This window comes from Paenibacillus sp. FSL R7-269, assembly GCF_000517865.1.
Lineage (GTDB): Bacteria > Bacillota > Bacilli > Paenibacillales > Paenibacillaceae > Paenibacillus_AQ.
Genome location: NZ_ASPS01000015.1, coordinates 71,057 through 89,443 on the forward strand (window position 1 = coordinate 71,057; position 18,387 = coordinate 89,443).

Annotated in this window: 16 protein-coding genes; 12 read left to right on the plus strand and 4 right to left on the minus strand. The window is 51.1% G+C overall.

The window, feature by feature from the left end:
- The first annotated feature begins 33 nt into the window (after positions 1-33).
- The 3 genes from sufB (at position 34) to C162_RS06945 (ending at position 5,803) form a co-directional block, all read left to right on the plus strand.
- A complete protein-coding gene (gene sufB / locus C162_RS06935) occupies positions 34-1,431 on the plus strand; it encodes a Fe-S cluster assembly protein SufB (RefSeq protein WP_036692799.1) in 1,398 nt (465 codons plus the stop codon).
- A 737-nt stretch (positions 1,432-2,168) separates the two neighbouring features.
- Entirely contained in the window at positions 2,169-3,938 is a 1,770-nt protein-coding gene (locus C162_RS06940) for an ABC transporter ATP-binding protein (RefSeq protein ID WP_036692801.1), read from the plus strand.
- Positions 3,935-5,803: an ABC transporter ATP-binding protein gene (locus C162_RS06945; RefSeq protein WP_036692802.1), complete on the plus strand. Its 1,869-nt coding sequence runs from the start codon at positions 3,935-3,937 to the stop codon at positions 5,801-5,803. The genes C162_RS06940 and C162_RS06945 overlap by 4 nt, the downstream gene beginning before the upstream one ends.
- Before the next feature lie 104 nt (positions 5,804-5,907).
- Here the strand turns inward: C162_RS06945 and C162_RS06950 are convergent, their stop codons facing one another.
- Positions 5,908-6,156: a DUF7667 family protein gene (locus C162_RS06950; RefSeq protein ID WP_235218366.1), complete on the minus strand. Its 249-nt coding sequence runs from the start codon at positions 6,154-6,156 to the stop codon at positions 5,908-5,910.
- Positions 6,157-6,418: 262 nt separating this feature from the next.
- Here C162_RS06950 and licT point away from each other — a divergent pair, with 262 nt between their 5' ends.
- From licT to C162_RS06960, 3 genes are all read left to right on the plus strand, one after another.
- On the plus strand, positions 6,419-7,264 hold the full coding sequence (licT, locus tag C162_RS06955; RefSeq protein ID WP_036692805.1) for a BglG family transcription antiterminator LicT: 846 nt from the start codon (positions 6,419-6,421) through the stop codon (positions 7,262-7,264).
- Between the two features lie 72 nt (positions 7,265-7,336).
- Entirely contained in the window at positions 7,337-7,510 is a 174-nt protein-coding gene (locus tag C162_RS35900; protein WP_156949556.1) for a hypothetical protein, read from the plus strand.
- Complete coding sequence (locus tag C162_RS06960) at positions 7,500-9,362, plus strand: beta-glucoside-specific PTS transporter subunit IIABC (RefSeq protein WP_036692806.1); 1,863 nt, start codon at positions 7,500-7,502, stop codon at positions 9,360-9,362. The genes C162_RS35900 and C162_RS06960 overlap by 11 nt, the downstream gene beginning before the upstream one ends.
- A 131-nt stretch (positions 9,363-9,493) precedes the next feature.
- Here the strand turns inward: C162_RS06960 and C162_RS06965 are convergent, their stop codons facing one another.
- Both C162_RS06965 and C162_RS06970 read right to left on the minus strand, forming a co-directional pair.
- Positions 9,494-10,534: an HD-GYP domain-containing protein gene (locus C162_RS06965; RefSeq protein WP_036692808.1), complete on the minus strand. Its 1,041-nt coding sequence runs from the start codon at positions 10,532-10,534 to the stop codon at positions 9,494-9,496.
- A 159-nt stretch (positions 10,535-10,693) separates the two neighbouring features.
- A complete protein-coding gene (locus C162_RS06970) occupies positions 10,694-10,942 on the minus strand; it encodes a MoaD/ThiS family protein (protein ID WP_036692939.1) in 249 nt (82 codons plus the stop codon).
- A gap of 153 nt (positions 10,943-11,095) precedes the next feature.
- Here C162_RS06970 and C162_RS06975 point away from each other — a divergent pair, with 153 nt between their 5' ends.
- The 5 genes from C162_RS06975 to C162_RS06995 all read left to right on the plus strand — a co-directional run bounded on the left by C162_RS06975 (position 11,096) and on the right by C162_RS06995 (position 17,283).
- A complete protein-coding gene (locus C162_RS06975) occupies positions 11,096-12,535 on the plus strand; it encodes a bifunctional metallophosphatase/5'-nucleotidase (protein WP_036692809.1) in 1,440 nt (479 codons plus the stop codon).
- Positions 12,536-12,610: 75 nt separating this feature from the next.
- Entirely contained in the window at positions 12,611-13,432 is an 822-nt protein-coding gene (locus tag C162_RS06980; protein ID WP_036692810.1) for an undecaprenyl-diphosphate phosphatase, read from the plus strand.
- 58 nt (positions 13,433-13,490) lie between these two features.
- A complete protein-coding gene (locus C162_RS06985; RefSeq protein WP_036692813.1) occupies positions 13,491-14,597 on the plus strand; it encodes an HD-GYP domain-containing protein in 1,107 nt (368 codons plus the stop codon).
- A 169-nt stretch (positions 14,598-14,766) separates the two neighbouring features.
- Positions 14,767-15,906 (plus strand): radical SAM/CxCxxxxC motif protein YfkAB, encoded by a 1,140-nt coding sequence (yfkAB, locus tag C162_RS06990; RefSeq protein ID WP_036692815.1) that lies wholly within the window; start codon positions 14,767-14,769, stop codon positions 15,904-15,906.
- An 18-nt stretch (positions 15,907-15,924) separates the two neighbouring features.
- Positions 15,925-17,283: a hemolysin family protein gene (locus C162_RS06995; protein WP_036692817.1), complete on the plus strand. Its 1,359-nt coding sequence runs from the start codon at positions 15,925-15,927 to the stop codon at positions 17,281-17,283.
- A gap of 24 nt (positions 17,284-17,307) precedes the next feature.
- Here C162_RS06995 and C162_RS07000 read toward each other — a convergent pair whose 3' ends face one another.
- The gene (locus tag C162_RS07000) at positions 17,308-17,727 is read right to left on the minus strand and encodes a GNAT family N-acetyltransferase (RefSeq protein WP_036692940.1); all 420 of its coding nucleotides are present in this window, start codon (positions 17,725-17,727) and stop codon (positions 17,308-17,310) included.
- Positions 17,728-18,168: 441 nt separating this feature from the next.
- Here C162_RS07000 and C162_RS07005 point away from each other — a divergent pair, with 441 nt between their 5' ends.
- The gene (locus C162_RS07005; protein ID WP_036692819.1) at positions 18,169-18,384 is read left to right on the plus strand and encodes a spore coat associated protein CotJA; all 216 of its coding nucleotides are present in this window, start codon (positions 18,169-18,171) and stop codon (positions 18,382-18,384) included.
- The last annotated feature ends 3 nt before the right edge of the window (positions 18,385-18,387 follow it).

Here is an 18,387-nt window from a genome sequence, read left to right on the forward strand (position 1 = left end):
TTATCAATAACATTACACAAGGAGGCTGACACCATGGCTAAGAAAGCGCCTGATATGGAGGAATACCAGTACGGATTCCGTGACGAGCACAAGTCGATATTTCAGTCTGGTAAAGGACTCACGGAAGAAATCGTCCGGGAAATCTCCGCTATCAAAAACGAACCGGAATGGATGCTGGAATTCCGGCTGAAATCCCTGGAGCAGTTCCGCAAGATGCCAATGCCGCAGTGGGGCGGGAATCTGGATGATCTGGATTTCGAGGATATCCAATATTATGTTAGACCTTCAGAGAAGCAGGGCAAGACTTGGGAGGAAGTTCCTTCTGAGATCAAAGAGACCTTCGACAAGCTGGGGATTCCGGAAGCGGAGCAGAAGTTCCTTGCCGGTGTCTCTGCACAGTATGAATCCGAGGTCGTCTATCACAGCATGCAGCAGAACCTTGAAGATCAGGGTGTAATCTTCACGGATACAGATTCTGCGCTTCGTGATCATCCGGAGCTGTTCAAGAAGTTCTTCGGTACGATCATTCCTCCTGCTGACAACAAGTTCGCCGCACTTAACAGTGCCGTATGGTCCGGGGGCAGCTTCATCTATGTTCCTAAGGGTGTGAAGTGTGAAGTTCCTTTGCAGGCCTACTTCCGCATCAACTCCGAGAATATGGGACAATTCGAGCGTACTCTGATCCTGGCAGACGAAGACAGCTTCGTGCATTACGTTGAAGGCTGTACTGCACCGATCTACAGCACGAACTCTCTGCATAGTGCAGTGGTTGAGATTCTCTGCATGAAGAATGCCCGTGTCCGTTATACAACAATTCAGAACTGGGCACCGAACATCTATAACCTGGTTACCAAACGTGCGGTTGCCGAAGAGAATGCTACCATGGAATGGGTAGACGGCAACATTGGCTCCAAGCTGACAATGAAATATCCAGCGGTTGTTCTTAAAGGCCGTGGAGCCAAGGGCTCTGTATTGTCCATCGCGGTAGCGGGCAAGAATCAGCATCAGGATGCAGGCGCCAAAATGATCCACTTAGCACCGGATACTACCTCAACCATCGTATCCAAGTCGATCAGTAAGCACGGCGGCAAGGTCACTTACCGTGGACTCGCTTCCTTCGGCCGCAAGGCAGAAGGCGCGAAATCCAATATCAAATGCGATACGCTCATTCTGGATAACGAGTCCACCTCGGACACGATTCCTTACAATGAGATCATGAACGATAACATTGTGCTTGAGCATGAAGCGACGGTCTCCAAGGTGTCTGAGGAGCAGCTATTCTACCTCATGAGCCGCGGCCTCTCCGAAGCCGATGCCACGCAGATGATTATCATGGGCTTCATCGAGCCGTTCACCAAAGAACTGCCGATGGAATATGCGGTCGAGATGAACAGATTGATCAAGTTTGAAATGGAAGGCAGTATCGGGTAACCAGGAGCTTCCTCCAATATTCAAAGATATATGTACTGAGTGTCCACAGAACTTTGATGCAGGTTGGTCAAAGCTCTGTGGGCATTTTTGTGTTCTATTAGGACTGCTTGAGTTTTTTTCTGTAGTAGGGATGAGGTGGACTGAGAAGCTCTTATATCTTCAAAAAAGCTCATATTGGTGCTGAAACGGACTGAGTTTCCCTTATATTGTCTTTCGAGATGTTAAAACAGGGCCGGTCTGTGAAATAAAGGAACCTGAGTCCGATTGCTGAGTAAATACTGCTGATTTTCCCGATTAGCGGAATCTCAGTCCTCTTCAGAAGCCATTTCGCAACAAAAATACATAAAATACCTTTTATTGGGCTTCTAAAAAGCTGTTTCACATCGTTGAATCTTGCTATTTCTTAATTGAGCAGTATTTGCGAGGAAATAGCAGCATTTAAAACGACGGGCGTCCTTTAGCCCCTGCTTAAGCCCGGTTTATTCCGAAAAAAGAGGGAAAACGGTGGTTTCTCCCCTTTGCCGCATTAAATTAGGGATGATAAACTGCTTAAAGTCACTAAATTGGAAGCGCTAAAAAAGCTAGCTTGCGGTGCGATATTTAGAGACCAAGTTCTTGCTTACGAGGAAGGTTACTTCGTAAAGCTAAGTTTATGCTTACGAAGAAGGTTACTTCGTAAAGCTAAGTTTATGCTTACGGAGCCAGCTTTACTTCGTAAAGCTTTAAGGAGGAGAGATATGGATGTTCTCAGGCAACTGCGGGGCTTTTATCGGGAGAAGCTACACTATCTGATTCTGTCGATTGTATGTTTGGCGGCCGCAACTGCAGTGGGGCTTATTACCCCCAATTTGTTAAGGAGATTGATCGATGATGTTATTGTTCCCCTAAAGTTTACTGAGGTGCCCGTACTCGCTCTCAGTGTGCTTGCTGTCATTATTGTCAAGGCGTGCCTGCAGTTTGCCCATGGATTTTTCGGCGGACGGCTGGGGAATTTCCTGGCTTACCGGCTGCGTAATGCCTGCTATGAGAAGCTGCAATTTCTGTCCTTCCGGTATTATGATACGGCGAAGACAGGTGACCTGATGTCCCGGCTGACCGGGGATTTGGAAGCGATCCGCATGTTCATCGGCTTCGGATTTGCCCAATTGTTGAATGTGTTCTTCATGGTTCTGTTCGGCTCCATTATGATGTTCACCATCAATTGGCAGCTGACGCTAGTTACTCTGATCACTATGCCGTTTCTGGCGGTCGTCGCGCTTAAGTTTGAATCCAAGATTCATCCGGCCTTTCAGGAGATGCGCCTGGCGTTAAGTTCCCTGACAACGGCTGTACAGGAGAATGTCACCGGGGTAAGAACGGTCAAATCGTTTGCCAGAGAGGCTTACGAAGTTGAGAAGTTCTCACACCGTAATGAACGTTATAAAGATAATCAGATTTTTGCAGCCGAGCTGTGGAGTAAATTCTTCCCGTTCATGGAGCTGCTGGCTTCGGTCAGTGTCGCCATCCTGCTGGGTGTCGGCGGTACTCTGGTTATCAATAAGCAGTTGTCGCTGGGTGAGCTGGTTGCGTTCTTCAGCCTGATCTGGTACATCATTGGCCCGGTCTGGGGACTCGGGTTCCACATCAATAACTATACCCAGTCGAAAGCCTCCGGTGAACGTGTGCTGGAAGTGCTGAATCAGACAATCGATGTCCGGGATATAGAGAATGCCCGCGAGCTTGTATCGGCAGAAGTAAAGGGTGAGGTAGAGTTCGATCATGTCACCTTCGCTTACGGCAACAAAATGCCGGCAGTCAAGGATATTCATTTCCATGCCGAGCCTGGTGCGGTCATTGGCTTCCTTGGCGGAACGGGGTCCGGTAAATCCACGATTACCCAACTGATGATGCGTGCCTATGATGTGAATCAGGGCAGTATCAAGCTCGATGGCGTGGATATCCGCGAGTTCCAGGTCCGCAGTCTGCGTTCGCAAATATCGACGGTGTTCCAGGAGACCTTCCTGTTCTCCTCATCGATCCGCAATAATATCTCTTATGGACTGAAGAATGTCAGCATGGATGAGATCATCCGTGCCGCTGAGCTGGCGAAGGCGCATGACTTCATTATGGAGATGCCGGAAGGCTACGATACGGTAGTCGGGGAGCGGGGAATGGGTCTCTCGGGCGGCCAAAAGCAGCGGATTGCCATCGCCCGCGCACTGCTCAAGAATCCGCGGATTCTCATTCTGGATGATGCGACCAGTGCAGTGGATATGGAGACGGAACACGAGATTCAGGCCGGCTTCCAGGAGGTTATGCGCGGACGGACCACCTTGATTATTGCCCACCGCATCTCCTCCCTGCGCCATGCCGATCAGATCATTGTCATGAATGAAGGGAGAATGGTACAGCAGGGCACCCATCAGGAATTGATTGCGGTCCCAGGGCCATACCAGGATGTGTACCGGATTCAGTACGCCGATTACTTAGCCAGGGATAAGAAGCGAGAGGCAGGTGATCCGGCATGAACCTTGAGACCTCCAAGCAGACCACTGACGGTGTAAAAGATACGGATAACAGTAAGGTAGAAGAACAGACGCTGGAAGAACGCTTTATCTATAAAGACGATGATGTGATCGACAAGGCTTTTGACTGGAAGCAGTTCACCCGCTTATTCAGCTATATGAAGCCATATGCGAAGCAAATGCTGCCGCTGGTCTCGATCATGATGATTCTGGGTACGATTACCAAGCTGACGGTTCCGTTCCTGACCAGTATGGCGATTGATAAAGCAATTGCTCCAAAAGACGGAAACACCAGCTTGACGCTGCTATACACGTTAACGGCTAGTGTAATCATTCTGTATCTGATTCAATGGATTGCCGGCGTATACCGGATCAAATATACGAATGTGATCGGCCAGCGGGTGATTTATGACCTGCGATCGGACCTGTTCCGGCATATCCAGAAGCTGTCCTTCAACTTCTTCGATAAACGTCCGGCCGGATCCGTCCTGGTCCGGGTGACCAATGATATCAACTCGCTGCAGGATTTGTTCACCAACGGGGTCGTCAATCTAATGATTGACTGTGTGCAGCTGCTGGGCATTATGATTATTCTGCTGCTGATCAACTGGAAGCTGGGGCTGGCGGTGATGGTTACCGTACCGATCATGTTCCTGATCTCCACCAAGCTGCGGCAGAGAATCCGCATCGCCTGGCAGGATGTGCGTATGAAGAACTCTCGGATCAACTCGCATCTGAATGAGTCGATTCAGGGGATTCGCGTTACTCAGGCCTACACCCAGGAAGAAGAGAACATGTATTATTTCGATGCCATGAATATGGACAGCCGCAAATCGTGGAACAAGGCTTCAGCGATGAACCAGGCGTTCGGTCCGATCATTGAAATCACCGGCGGCTTCGGGACGATGGTCCTCTTCTGGCTCGGGGCTTATCTGATCCAGTCCGGTGAGCTTACGGTCGGTCTCCTGGTGGCCTTCAGCAGTTATGTCAGCAACTTCTGGGACCCGATCAACCGGCTGGGACAGATGTACAATCAGCTGCTTGTTGCGATGGCTTCCTCAGAGCGGATCTTCGAGTATCTCGATGAGCAGCCTGCCGTTCAGGATAAGCCAGGAGCGACAACGCTGCCCAAGATCCAAGGGGATATTCACTTTAATAATGTTGTGTTTGAATATGAGAAGGGCCGTGCGGCACTCAAAGGCATTAATCTGGATGTCAAAGCAGGCCAATCGATTGCTCTCGTAGGGCATACCGGCTCCGGCAAAAGCACAATCATCAACCTGATTGGCCGGTTCTATGATATCAAGAGCGGCGGCATTACCATTGATGGACAGGATATCCGCGAGGTGAAGCTCCAGAGTCTGCGCGAACAGATCGGGATTGTCTTGCAGGATACCTTCATCTTCTCGGGAACGATCCGCGACAACATCCGCTTCGGGCGGCTGGATGCCACGGACGAAGAGATCGAAGAGGTCGCCAAGGCCGTAGATGCTCATGATTTCATCACCAAGCTGCCCGGGGGTTATGATACCGAGGTAGAGGAGCGGGGAAGTGCACTGTCCATGGGCCAGCGCCAGCTGCTGTCCTTCGCCCGGGCGCTGCTGGCCGATCCGCGTATTCTGATTCTGGATGAGGCGACAGCCAGTATCGATACGGAGACGGAGATCAAGATTCAGGAAGCGCTGAAGCTGCTGCTTCAGGGACGGACCTCCTTCATCGTCGCTCATCGCCTCTCGACCATCCGGCATGCCGATAAGATTGTGGTCCTGGATCACGGCGAGATTAAGGAAGAAGGCAATCATGCCGAGCTGACCAAGCATGACGGTATTTATAACGGATTAATTGAAGCGCAGTTCCGCTTCTTGTAGAAGCACATGTAGAAGCACATGCAGCAGCCTGGCCCCGATATGGGGGATGGGCTGCTGTTTTTATGTGCTGGAAAGTATAGGTGGTGCGCTGAGCTCCCTTTCCATCAAGACCGTTTCCCCGGCTTCCCGCTTACCCGGACCTCCAGCAGCTGCGCGCTGATCTCTTGTTGCCACTGGGTATCATAAGTATCTGCTGCCAGCAGGGCTTCGACATGGAGGCGCGCCATTTCCCAGCAGTAGACGGTGTTAACATGCAGGCAGTGCTGAAGCTCGTCTTGTTCCGCCGGAGCCAGCGGGCGCTTCAGACTCAGGGTATATAGCTCGGCAAGGCGCTGGTGAACCGCAAGCATCATATCTCCTCCTTGTATTACTGTCTGCTATTAGCGTGGCCCTCAAGATCCGGTTTCAAACCGAATCAAGCCTAATATGAATATTTAGATCTTTATAAATAAAGTTCTTGAAATCGCTTTTATTTATGCTACAATAGCAGTAATACAGGATTGTGACCGGTAACGCGGGCAATGCCTAAGCTGATGCGAGTATCATTTTATGAATGATATTGGGATCAACTTAGGCTTTTTTTGTACAAACTATGCGGCAGGAGGTGAAATAGAGATGATTATCGAGAAGGTGCTGAACAATAATGTGCTCCTGACCAAGAACCAGAAGGGCAAGGAGGTTATTGTGATGGGCAGAGGGATTTCCTTCAATAAGGTAGCGGGGGATTATGTTGATCCTGCCAAGGTGGATAAGATTTTTCTGCTGAATGAGAATGAATTCACTGCCCGGCTGACTGAACTGCTGAATGATATTCCGGTAGCTCACCTGGAGCTGGCCAGCGGCATTGTCACCTACGCGAGTGGAGTGCTGCACACGGAGCTGAACGATAATCTCTATCTGACGCTGACGGATCATATCCATTTCGCGCTGGAGCGTTTTGAGAAGGGGATTCAGCTGAAGAATGCGATGCTGTTTGAGATCAAGCGCTTTTACCAGAAGGAATTCGGGATCGGGCTGGATGCCTTGAAGATGATCGAACAGACCACCGGCCTCTCGCTGGGTGAGGACGAAGCCGGCTTCATTGCCTTGCATCTGGTCAATGCCAGAATGGATGGCACGGAGGTTAGATCGACGATCAAGATGACAGAGATCGTTCAGAATATTCTGAATATCGTTACTTATCATTATAAGGTGGTGCTGGACGAGACCTCACTTAACTACTCGCGGTTCCTGACCCATCTGCAGTATTTTTCCATGCGTGTGCTGAAGAAGGAGACCAATAATAGCGGGGAAGAGTTCCTGTACAACCAGGTGAGAATTACCTATGTCAAGGCTTTCGAATGTGTAGGCAAGATCAATGAATATCTGGAGAAATCGCATGGTCAGAGCCTCAGTAAGGATGAATATGTCTATCTGACGATTCACATTCAGCGTGTAACAGAACGCAATAATCTGGAGTAACACATAACAGATAACATACGCAGGACTACAACATTTCATATTTTCATATCATCTTTCAGGGTGTAACTGGTCATGCAGGCAAAACCTGAACTGATGGCAAAAAAAGCGTGTAATGACGCCTCTTTTGCCTTGAGTTCAGGTTTTTCTTGTTTGCAGAGGGGAAAGATAGAAAAGCTGGCACAACTCGTCTCTGCAACGATGCTTAAATACAGAACTTTCAAAGGAGCAAACTCAAATGAGCGATAAAGACTTATCCAAAAAAATCATCACACTCGTTGGCGGAGAAGGGAATGTGAATTCCGTCTTTCATTGTGCCACACGCTTAAGATTCAAGCTGAAGGATAACAGCAAAGCCAATAAAGCAGCGCTGGAGAAAACGCCGGGAGTCATTACAGTAGTGGAGAACAGCGGACAGTTCCAGGTGGTCATCGGCAACAATGTCAGCCAGGTCTTCGAGCAGATTATGAAGGAAACCTCGCTTCAGGATGCGGAGAAAATCGGCAGCGACGAGAGCTCGGAAAGCACCGGAGTTCTGGGCAAAGCGGTGGACATCATTTCGAGCATTTTCTCGCCGATTCTGGGTGCACTGGCCGGGGCAGGGATCCTCAAAGGCTTGCTGGCTCTGATTCTGTCCCTGGAGTGGATTAGCGCCACCAGCGGCACTTACATGATCCTTAATGCGGCGGCCGACAGCGTATTCTATTTCCTGCCTGTCTTCCTGGCGGTTACAGCAGCGCGCAAATTCAAGGCGAATCAGTTCGTGTCGATTGCCATAGCCGGAGCCTTGATCTATCCCGCAGTCATTGCGGCCGTAGGCTCACCAGACCCGCTGCACTTCCTGGGGATCAAGATCGTACTCATCAACTATTCCTCCAGCGTGATCCCGATTATTCTGGCGGTATGGGTGCAGTCGTATGTAGAACGGTGGTTCCGTTCCTTCATTCATGAGTCGGTGCGGAATATTCTTGTTCCCATGTTCGCGCTGCTCATTGTTATTCCGCTTACGTTCCTGGCCTTCGGACCGGTAGGCTCGCTGATCAGTGACGGACTCGCTTCCGGCTATACTTGGCTCTACAATCTAAGTCCGCTTGTGGCCGGAGCCATAGCCGGGGCGTTCTGGCAAGTATTCGTAATCTTTGGTGTACATTGGGGCTTCGTCCCGATCATGCTCAGCAATATTGCTACATTGGGTCAGGATACCATGCTGCCTATTCTCAGTGCGGCCGTTCTGTCGCAGGCCGGGGCTGTATTCGGTGTATTCCTGAAATCGCGGAACCCGCAGCTTAAGGCGCTTGCCGGTTCTTCTACACTATCAGCAGTCTTCGGAATTACTGAACCCACGATTTATGGAGTCACTCTGAAGCTCAAAAAACCGTTCATCTACGCTTGTATCTCCGGCGCTATCGGCGGTGCAATTATTGCAACAGGCGGCGCAAGAGCATTGTCCTTCTCGCTGCCGGGTCTGCTGGCCCTGCCGACGTATTTCGGCACCGGATTTGTCTGGGTAGTCATTGGTATACTGGTAGCATTTGTACTGTCCACTGTACTGGTGTTAGTACTTGGCTATAAGGAGCCTGAGACAGTTGCTGCGGCATCGGTTAATCCAGGCGGAACCTCGGGTATAACTACACCGACGCTGATTGATAAAGAACTGGTTGTAAGCCCGCTCTCCGGTACGCTGCAGCCGCTCAACACCCTGCCTGACGAAGCTTTTGCTTCCGGCGCCATGGGCAAGGGGATAGTCATTGAGCCCTCTTCAGGCATCTTGACCAGCCCTGTGAACGGTACCGTAACTACTGTATTCCCGACAGGACATGCCATCGGCATCACTTCGGATAGCGGTGCGGAGCTGCTGATTCATGTCGGTGTTAATACCGTGAAGCTTAAGGGGCAGCATTTTACCAAAAAAGTGAAGGAAGGCGACAAGGTGGTCAAGGGTCAGCTATTGCTTGAATTTGACCTTGAAGCCATCCGTGCTGCCGGATTTGTAACTGCAACACCAGTGATTGTGACCAACTCGGCACAATACCTCGATGTGCTTAAGAGCACAGGGACAGAAGTGCCTAGCGGCGAGCTGCTGCTCACACTAATCCGATAAAATGATAGCCTCCCCCGGCCGGGGGAGGCTTCAGTTGTTCTTCAACTTCAAGCAGCACTTCTGCGCCAACGCAGGGGTGCTGCTTGATTTATGTGAAATGTAAGGATTTATCCTGCGTAGAGGAAGTCTCGCTACTCCATGTAAATCTCAACGACGGCAATTGTGCGTTCGCGTGACAGGTCAAGGAACCTGCCTTCGCTCTGCACAAGCGGACGGAAGACATCCAGCGGGTTGTTCATCACGATGACACCCATATCACCGGTGTTCAGCAGGACGCGCTTCCCGATGAAGTTAGGCATCAGATGATTGATGAAGGCCTGAACCGGTTTGCCGTTCAGCTTACCGAAGCTAAGGGAGTTGATCTCACGCAAAACGGAAATTAGCTCCTGCTTGGACTGATAGACCCGGTGAGTGGTCATAGCGCTGTAAATATCCGCAACGGCTGCAATCTGGGCGTAAGGGTGAATGTCTGTCTTAGTCAGCTGCTTGGGATAACCGGAGCCGTCCTCGCGTTCATGATGCTGCAAGGCAACCAGAGCTGTGAAAGGATCGTTCATGGAATTCTGTATGATTTCGTAACCGTAAACCGTATGTAATTTGATCTCTTCGTATTCATCAGGCGTTAATTTGCCGGGTTTGTTCAGAATGGCGGGGGAGATGCGGCATTTGCCGATATCAATCAGGTATCCCGCACGGCCGATCTCGTAACACTCTGACTTAGAATAGCCAAGCCACGTAGCCAGATAATACGAGAGCATGCCAACCTGAAGGGAATGGTTATAGGTATAATTATCCTCCCGGTCCAGCAACAGCAGGAGGGTTACTACATCCTTGTGTTTGTCTAGCGAGGATAAGGTCGGCTGAAGAATATCATCCACTACAGACTGATTGAAGCTGCCTTTGCTGAGCGCTTCCATATATAGAGACTCAAAGCCGTCAATCATGGTATCGAAGCTGTTGGTTGCGGCCTGGATAATTGAGGTCCGGCTGGAAGGGGCGGGTTCTTCCTGTACCGTGTCAATATCTACATAATCAACGCCGTGCTGTATCAGCTTGGCGATTTCCTCCATTTGCAGCCGTGATCCCTTAGGGAGTACATGCAGCCCGCGAGAGCTGAAGGTATCCATCTGCAGATGATCACCCGGTTTAAGATCCATCACGTGTACTCTCAATGAATAGGCCACCTTACTATAGCAATTTTTTACAGCATAGCAACAAAGTCCGCAATATTCAATGGTGTAAGAGTACTGATTGTAGCTTGCAGATTGTGCAACCCGCTGGTCCTAACCTGTTGTGTTCCTGTGCATATTCGCGGAAGGGGAACGGTCCGGTTAACCGCCGGACACGGGCGGAATGAAGGCTACCTCTGAGCCTTCGGTAATATCTGTATCATCAGGCGCATATTCCTGATCAACGGCTACCAGGGATACACCGATCTGCGGCGCAGCATCGGGATAGGAGGCGGAGAGGAGTTCCTTCAGCCGGCCAGCTGTTACAGGGGACTCATGGGCGTGGAAGACCAGAGTGGAGGAACCGATAATTTCGGCCAGACCGGCGAACAGCCGGATAGAGATATGCATGTGTTCTTCACCCTTTCTGGACTTAAGCTTAGGACAGCTTATAATGATTACAATATACCATATTGAGTCTGAAAATGTTATGCTAACTCTAGAACAGAACAAGCCTGCCGCTTACTTTATAAACGGCTGTACAAGTGGGAGGGAAGCCAGCTTATGAAGCCTGGGCCGCAAAGATTAACCATTATTCATACCAATGATATACATAGCCACTTTGAAATGATGAGTCCGCTCGCGGCAGTGATATCCGCGATGAAGGCAGCGGCGGGCGAGGAGCCGGTGCTGCTGCTTGATATCGGAGATCATATGGACCGCGCTGCCGTAGAGACGGAAGGCACGATGGGACAGGCCAACATCGATATTATGAATTTGACCGGATACGATGCAGTCACCATCGGTAATAACGAAGGCCTCACCTTCTCCAAGGAGATGCTCTCAGCCATATTCACAGGCATCCAGTGTCCTGTAGTATGCTGCAATTTCCTGGAGTCCGCCACCGGTGAGCCGCCGCACTGGATGCAGCGCCGCGCGGTTCTGGAGAAAGACGGGATCAAGATTGGAATAACTGGTGCGACGGCGGCGTTCACCTCCTTCTATTCCTTGCTCGGCTGGGATGTGCTGGACCCGGAAGAGGCACTGCGCGAGCAGGTTCAGCTGCTTGCCCCGCAGGTGGATATCGTGATCATTCTGTCACACCTGGGGCTGCCCGCAGACCAGAGGCTGGCAGAGAAGCTGGAAGGCGTGCATGCCATTCTGGGCGGGCACACCCACCATATGCTGGAGCAGCCGCAGATGATTAACGGGACAGCCGTATGCGGCGCCGGCAAATTCGGCCGGTACGCCGGACGGGTGGTCTTCGAGCGGGAGCAGCCAGGCGGATCGTTTCACCTGGCCGAAGGAGTCTGCACGGCAGTCGATCCTGCCTTGACGGAGGAGCTTGTCGCTCCGGCGGCGGCGATCCATCTGCTGCGCGGGCGTGAAGCCCTGGAGGAGACGGTTGCCATCAGCGACCGCATGCTTTCGCTGGACCTGCAGGGGGAATCTCCTTTTGGCAACCTGCTGGCACAGGCGGTCCGCCAGTTCACAGGCAGCCCCATCTCGCTTGTTAATACAGGCCAGCTGCTTGGCCCGCTGCCGGAGGGCAACATCACCGCGGGCATGCTGCATGCCTTATGTCCTTCTCCGATTAATCCCTGTATTGTACAGCTGACAGGCAAGGATATCCGCACTGCACTGGAACAGAGTCTGATGGCAGAGTTCCGCAATAAGGTCATCTATGGATACGGCTTCCGGGGAGAAGTACTGGGCACCTTGGCCGTGGACGGATTAAAAATCTTGTACGATCCTAGGGTCATGCCTTATGATAACGGTATTGCGATTTTTGCCGGCGGGGAGCAGCTGGAGGATACCAAGGTATATAGTGTCGGCACGCTGGATATGTTTACGTTCCGTACAGGCTATGAGAGTATAGCCAACGGCCGGGAGGCGGTATTTATGCTTCCTCATTTCCTGCGCGATCTGCTGCGGATGGAGCTGCAGCGGCCGGGGAGTCTGGATGAGTGTGAAGCGGTTCGCTGGGAGAGGCAATCCACCTGATGATCCATACCATGTTTAATCAAATTGATAGTTAACGCATTACCAGGTTTCATTGACTAGATCAGGAGGAGTAATATGGATACAATTACAGCCATTATTCTGGCAATTGTGGAAGGAATTACGGAGTTCATTCCGGTTTCTTCGACGGGACACATGATTTTAACGACTAAGCTTCTGGGCTTCAATGAGCAGGATTCGATTATGAAGACTTATGAGATTGTGATTCAGCTGGGGGCCATACTGGCCATTGCGCTGGTTTACCGTCAGCGGATTGTGAATCTGCTCGGCTTCGGCCGCAGAGACAGAGGGGGCGTAATGCCGGCAGCCCGCCTGAACCTGATTCATGTGCTGCTGGGCATTGTGCCTGCGCTCGCTGTAGCTTTTTTTGCAAGGGACTTTATCAAAAGCCTCTTCGGGGCATCCACCGTCCTCTGGGCACTGGTAGCAGGCGGTATTCTGATGATCATTGCCGAATGGGTCAACAAACGCAAGATCCGCGTGACGGCGCATGACCTGGATGATCTGTCTTACGGGCAGGCACTTTCGATCGGACTGTTCCAGATTATTTCCGTCCTCTGGCCCGGGTTCTCCCGCTCCGGCTCAACAATTTCCGGGGGGATGCTGAGCGGGGTGAGCTACAAGGCTTCAGCCGACTTCTCCTTCCTCATCGCGATTCCGATTATGTGCGCGGCCTCGGGGTATGAGCTATTGGATTCGTACAAGAATTTCACGAGTGAGACCATCGGGTATTTTGTCATCGGCTTCATCATTTCCTTCATCGTGGCCTATGTGGTGGTGGTTCTGTTCATGAGAATGATCCAGAAGATCAGACCGACGCATTTTGCCATCTACCGCTTCATACTTGCAGCCGCCTTCTGGCTGTTTATTATGCGTTGATTCTCAGCCTGGCATCACAGATAAGCAATTTTACCGTTAAAGGCAGGAGTGAGCCAAGGTGCGTCTAGTATCCGTCAATCGGCTTCAGGCGGGAATGAAGCTGGGTAAAAAAATATATAATGATGAAGGGCTGGTTCTGCTCGCGGACGGAGTGGAGCTTACCGATCCCTTGATCAAGCGGCTCGCCAGAATCGATATCGGCTATATCTATATTGAGGATTCACTCACGGAGGATATTGTGATTCCCGGAATGCTGCAGGATGAGACGCGTAATCAGGCGCTCAAGGTGATCCGTAACCAGTTCCAGCAGATGTCTGGCGCCTCGGGGATTACCAAAGGCTTTTATCATCTGGACAAGAAATTCTCCAAGGTGATGGATTCCATCCTCGACGACATGTCCCTGCAAGAGGACCCGATGATCATGCTGCTTGACATGCACACGGCTGATAATTACCTGTACGTCCATTCCCTGAACGTATGCCTGTATACGCTGGTGCTCGGCATTGCCCATGGCTACAGCAAAGAAGAGCTGCGGGTCATCGGGCTTGGGGCGCTGCTGCATGATATCGGCAAGACGCAGATTCCTGTCAAAATTGTACAAAAGCCCGGTATGCTCAGCGAGGAGGAATTCCGCCATATGCAGGCGCATACCGAGATTGGATACCGCATTCTCAAGGAAGAGCCGAATATTCCTCTGCTGGCGGCTCACTGTGCTCTGCAGCATCATGAACGGATTGATGGTTCCGGCTATCCGCGCGGCCTGACGGGTCCGCAGATCCATGAATATGCGAAATGGCTGGGCGTAGCAGATTCCTATGATGCGATGACCTCCAACCGGATCTACAAAAAAGCCATGCTGCCCCATCAGGCGGTAGAAGCGCTGTATGTCGGCTCTGGAACCCTGTACGAACAAAAGCAGCTGGAGTTATTCAGAGACCGTGTGGCCATCTATCCGCTGGGACTTACGGTGAAGCTCAGCTCCGGCGAGAGCGGTGTGGTGGTCAAGATTGATCCCAGCACGCCGCATCGGCCTGTTGTCCGGGTGCTGAACGGACCCGAAGGCGAAACGGTTACCCCCTATGAACGTGATCTCAGCAAAGCCCTCTCTGTAGTCATTGTGGATGTGACGGACGGGGGAGAACCTGTAGTGAAAAGTACCGGATAGGTGTTCTGCGCAGCGAGGAGAGAATAGGGTATCTGCAGGAATTGCGGAGCTGTATTCTCCGCCTTGCTGTTTTTTTGAGTAGTCGTGGTATGATATAGCTTAAGTTATCGTTCTTTTTCTTTTGTTTTGGGTTAATAATAAGGAATAAGCATTAAAGGAGCCTTAAGAAATGAGTATATTAGAGCCATCATCTATAATCCCTGTAAAAGAGCTGTCGCCGGAGTATGATCCGTGGGACCCGATTACTTCACTCCGCGAATACGGGCAGCATGTACTGACCAGTGTAGAGATGACGGTCACGAATCTGTGCAATATGCGCTGCGAGCATTGCGCCGTCGGCGATAGTCTCACGATGAAAGAGGGAGAGCTGCTGCCTTTGACCCAGATGCTGAAGCGTCTGGAGGAGGTAGAGCACCTGCAGACCATCAGCATTACGGGCGGGGAGCCGATGTTCCGTGCAGGAACGGTGGAGAATACTATCGTACCGCTGCTGAAATATGCACGGGAGCGGGGTATCCGTTCACAGATCAACTCGAACCTGACCATGCCATATTCCCGTTATGAGCAGCTGCTCCCTTACCTGGACGTTATGCATATCTCGTTCAACTATGTGAACGGCGATGACTTCCACGAGGTGGGCTTCGCGAACAGCGGTCACCCGGTCTCGAAGGAGGCCGCCTATCGGCTGTATGACACGATGCTGGAGAATTCCCGCCAGCTGAGCAGCGATGGAATGCTGATCTCTGCCGAGTCGATGATCAACTACCGTACACACACCAAGCTTCCCGAGATTCACCGGCTGATTGGGGACATGGGGGCAAGACGTCATGAGGTACACCCGATGTACGCCTCCAGCTTCGCTTCGAAGCTGCCTGTGCTGTCGCTCCGGGAGATGAATACTGCGATTCATTCCCTCCTGGATCATCGTGACCCGGAGATGTGGATGCTGTTCGGCACGCTGCCGTTCTTCGCCTGCAGCTTCCTGGAGGAAGACCAGCAGCTGCTGAGCAGACTGCGCAGCGAGAAGAATGTAACGCTGCGTAATGATCCGGACGGAAGAAACCGGGTTAATGTGAACCTGTTCACGGGCGACGTCTTTGTAACGGACTTTGCCGATATATCCGCGTTTGGCAATATCAGCAGCGCGAAGCTGGATGATATTTTCACCGAGTGGCAGACTAAGCATCCCTTGAATCAGCAAGTGAATTGTTACTGCGATGCCGCAGGCTGCTGCGGGCCTAACCTGCTCGTGGCCGATATGTATTATCCCGGGGTCGATTTCAAAACCAGAAAAGCGATCACCTTGTAGAAATGGGGCGTTATTATAGTGCATACGGAATTTGACATAGGAAGATTAGTGCTTAATCTTTTGCTCGTTCTGGTGCTCGTATTATTAAATGGTATCTTCGTTGCGGCGGAATTCTCACTGGTCAAGGTCAGACAATCCCGTCTGACCCAGCTGGTCAGCGAAGGCAACAAAATGGCCGGATATGCGCTGAAGGTCAACAAGCGGCTGGATTCGTATCTCTCAGCCACCCAGTTCGGGATTACACTTGCTTCTCTTGGACTCGGCTGGGTCGGGGAACCGGCGATCTCGGAACTCCTGGTGGAGCCTCTGATGTACCAGATCGGTGTTACTGACCAAACGTTAATCTCTACGGTATCTGTGATCGTCGGCTTCTCCATTATTACCTTCTTACATATTGTGCTGGGGGAACTGGCACCGAAATCGCTGGCTATCCAAAAAACAGAAGGCTCGGCACTGCTGTTGTCCGCTCCGCTGATGTTCTTCTATAATCTGTTTCTGCCCTTCATTTGGGTGCTGAATGCGTCAGCGAACGCTCTGCTGAGACTGTTCGGCGTAGAGCCGGCCAGTGAAGCTGAGGCTGCCCATTCAGAGGAGGAAATCCGCATTCTGATGAATCAGAGCGCGAAGAGCGGGGTGATCGATCAGGATGAAATGAAGCTGATGGACAACATCTTCGAATTCTCGGACCTGCTTGCCCGTGAGGTGATGCTGCCGCGTACCGATATGGATGTACTATACAGCAATCTTCCGCTGGAGGAGAACATGCGGATCATTACGGAAACGAAGCATTCGCGTTATCCGGTGGCCTTAGAAGATAAGGACCGGATTATCGGCTTCATCCATATCACGGATCTGCTGTTCGCCCCACCTGAGCAGCAAAATGATCTGGCTTCCCTGGTCCGGCCGATTCTGAATGTACCGGAATCGATGGAGATTAGCCATGCGCTGCGACTGATGCAGAAGAACAAGGCCCAGTTGACGCTGGTAGTCGACGAGTACGGCGGAACTGCGGGGCTGCTGACCGCTGAAGAGATCCTGGAGGAGATCGTCGGCGATCTGCATGACGAGTTCGAGGATGAACGTCCCAGCGTGGAGCGTAACGGGGATTACATCTCCGTGGAGGGCCGGATGCTGATTGAAGACGTCAACGATCTCACGGGCGTTGTAATTGAGGATGACGAGGTGGATTCCATCGGCGGCTGGCTGTTCAAGGAGCTGGAGGGCAATCCGTCCAAGGGCAAGAAAGTTGTAGTTGGCGATGTCACCTTCGAGGTGGAGGAGTCCACCCGGCTGCGGATCACCCGGATCAACATCCACCGCGAGCCTTCTCCAGAGCCTGAAGAGGATGCGGAAGGTTGGGAAGAAGATAAAGAGTAAGCGGAGTTATTCCGCGCTCTTTTGTTATAACATCTTTGTGAAGTATTTTGGAGACTCTGAGAAACCTTGCCGATTATAGAACCGATGTGCGTCAACCCTCCGGGAATGGCAATGTACCTGGATTCTGTCGCAGTTTCTCTTTTTAGCTGCCTGGCTTGCGTATTCTTCAACTTCACGTCCAATGCCTGTACTTCTTGTTGTTGAATCAACAACAAGATAACTAATGCAAGCAATGTCCCCTGGAAGAGCTAGCTGGGGAATATAATGCAACGAAATGCAAGCTACAACTCGTCCCTCATCTTCATATACCATTAGCTCTTCGTCAGGATGAGCGATTAACTTTTCTATATTGCCTTTAATAAAAGAGCCGGTATTAGGATATCCCAACAGGTCAAGTAAAGAGGATATTTCCTTCCAATCATCGGCGGTTGCTTGTCTAATCATTGCGTACACTCCTCCATGCAAGAGATATTGAAACAACATCAACAATATCCCCTGAGAAAGAGTGTGTCCAGAACCACAATCAGGTCAATTTTATCGTCGGCTGGTACTTGATAAGGAGCAGGCAGGAGAGATGTGTTCTTACCCGTGATGTGATGCGCTTTAAATGAGGTAAGTTAATACCCAGTGGAAAGCTCCGCCTGCAGCCGAAGAGGATACAGAGGACGCGGAGGAAGAGAGAGTATGCTGAAGAGCCGCCGGAATAGCGGCTACCTTTACAACAGGGTACATCAAGCAGCCATGACAGGGCTGCTGATGTACCTTGTTTTTTTGCGCAGGGGTTCTTTTCCCTTCAGGAGCGGTCATAAGTTAGTTACGAAGGTAACTGTCAAAGATCTGGAAGCATGAAGGTATGCTCTCAACAATTAAGAGGAGGAATGATCATTGAACTCCCAGGATCGTGTATGGACACCGTACAGGGGACCGTTTGATCCTTGTCCGCCGGTGCCGTTCAAGACGTATGTTGTGCCGCCGAATCAATTCGTCACGTTTCAGCCCCCGAATCTGCCGCAGTTCTCCCTGCCGGAGGCGCTTAAGCATGGAACGTTATGGCCATCGCTATACAGCCCTTATGAGTCCAAGTTCAAAGGAGGGAAGTAGGCT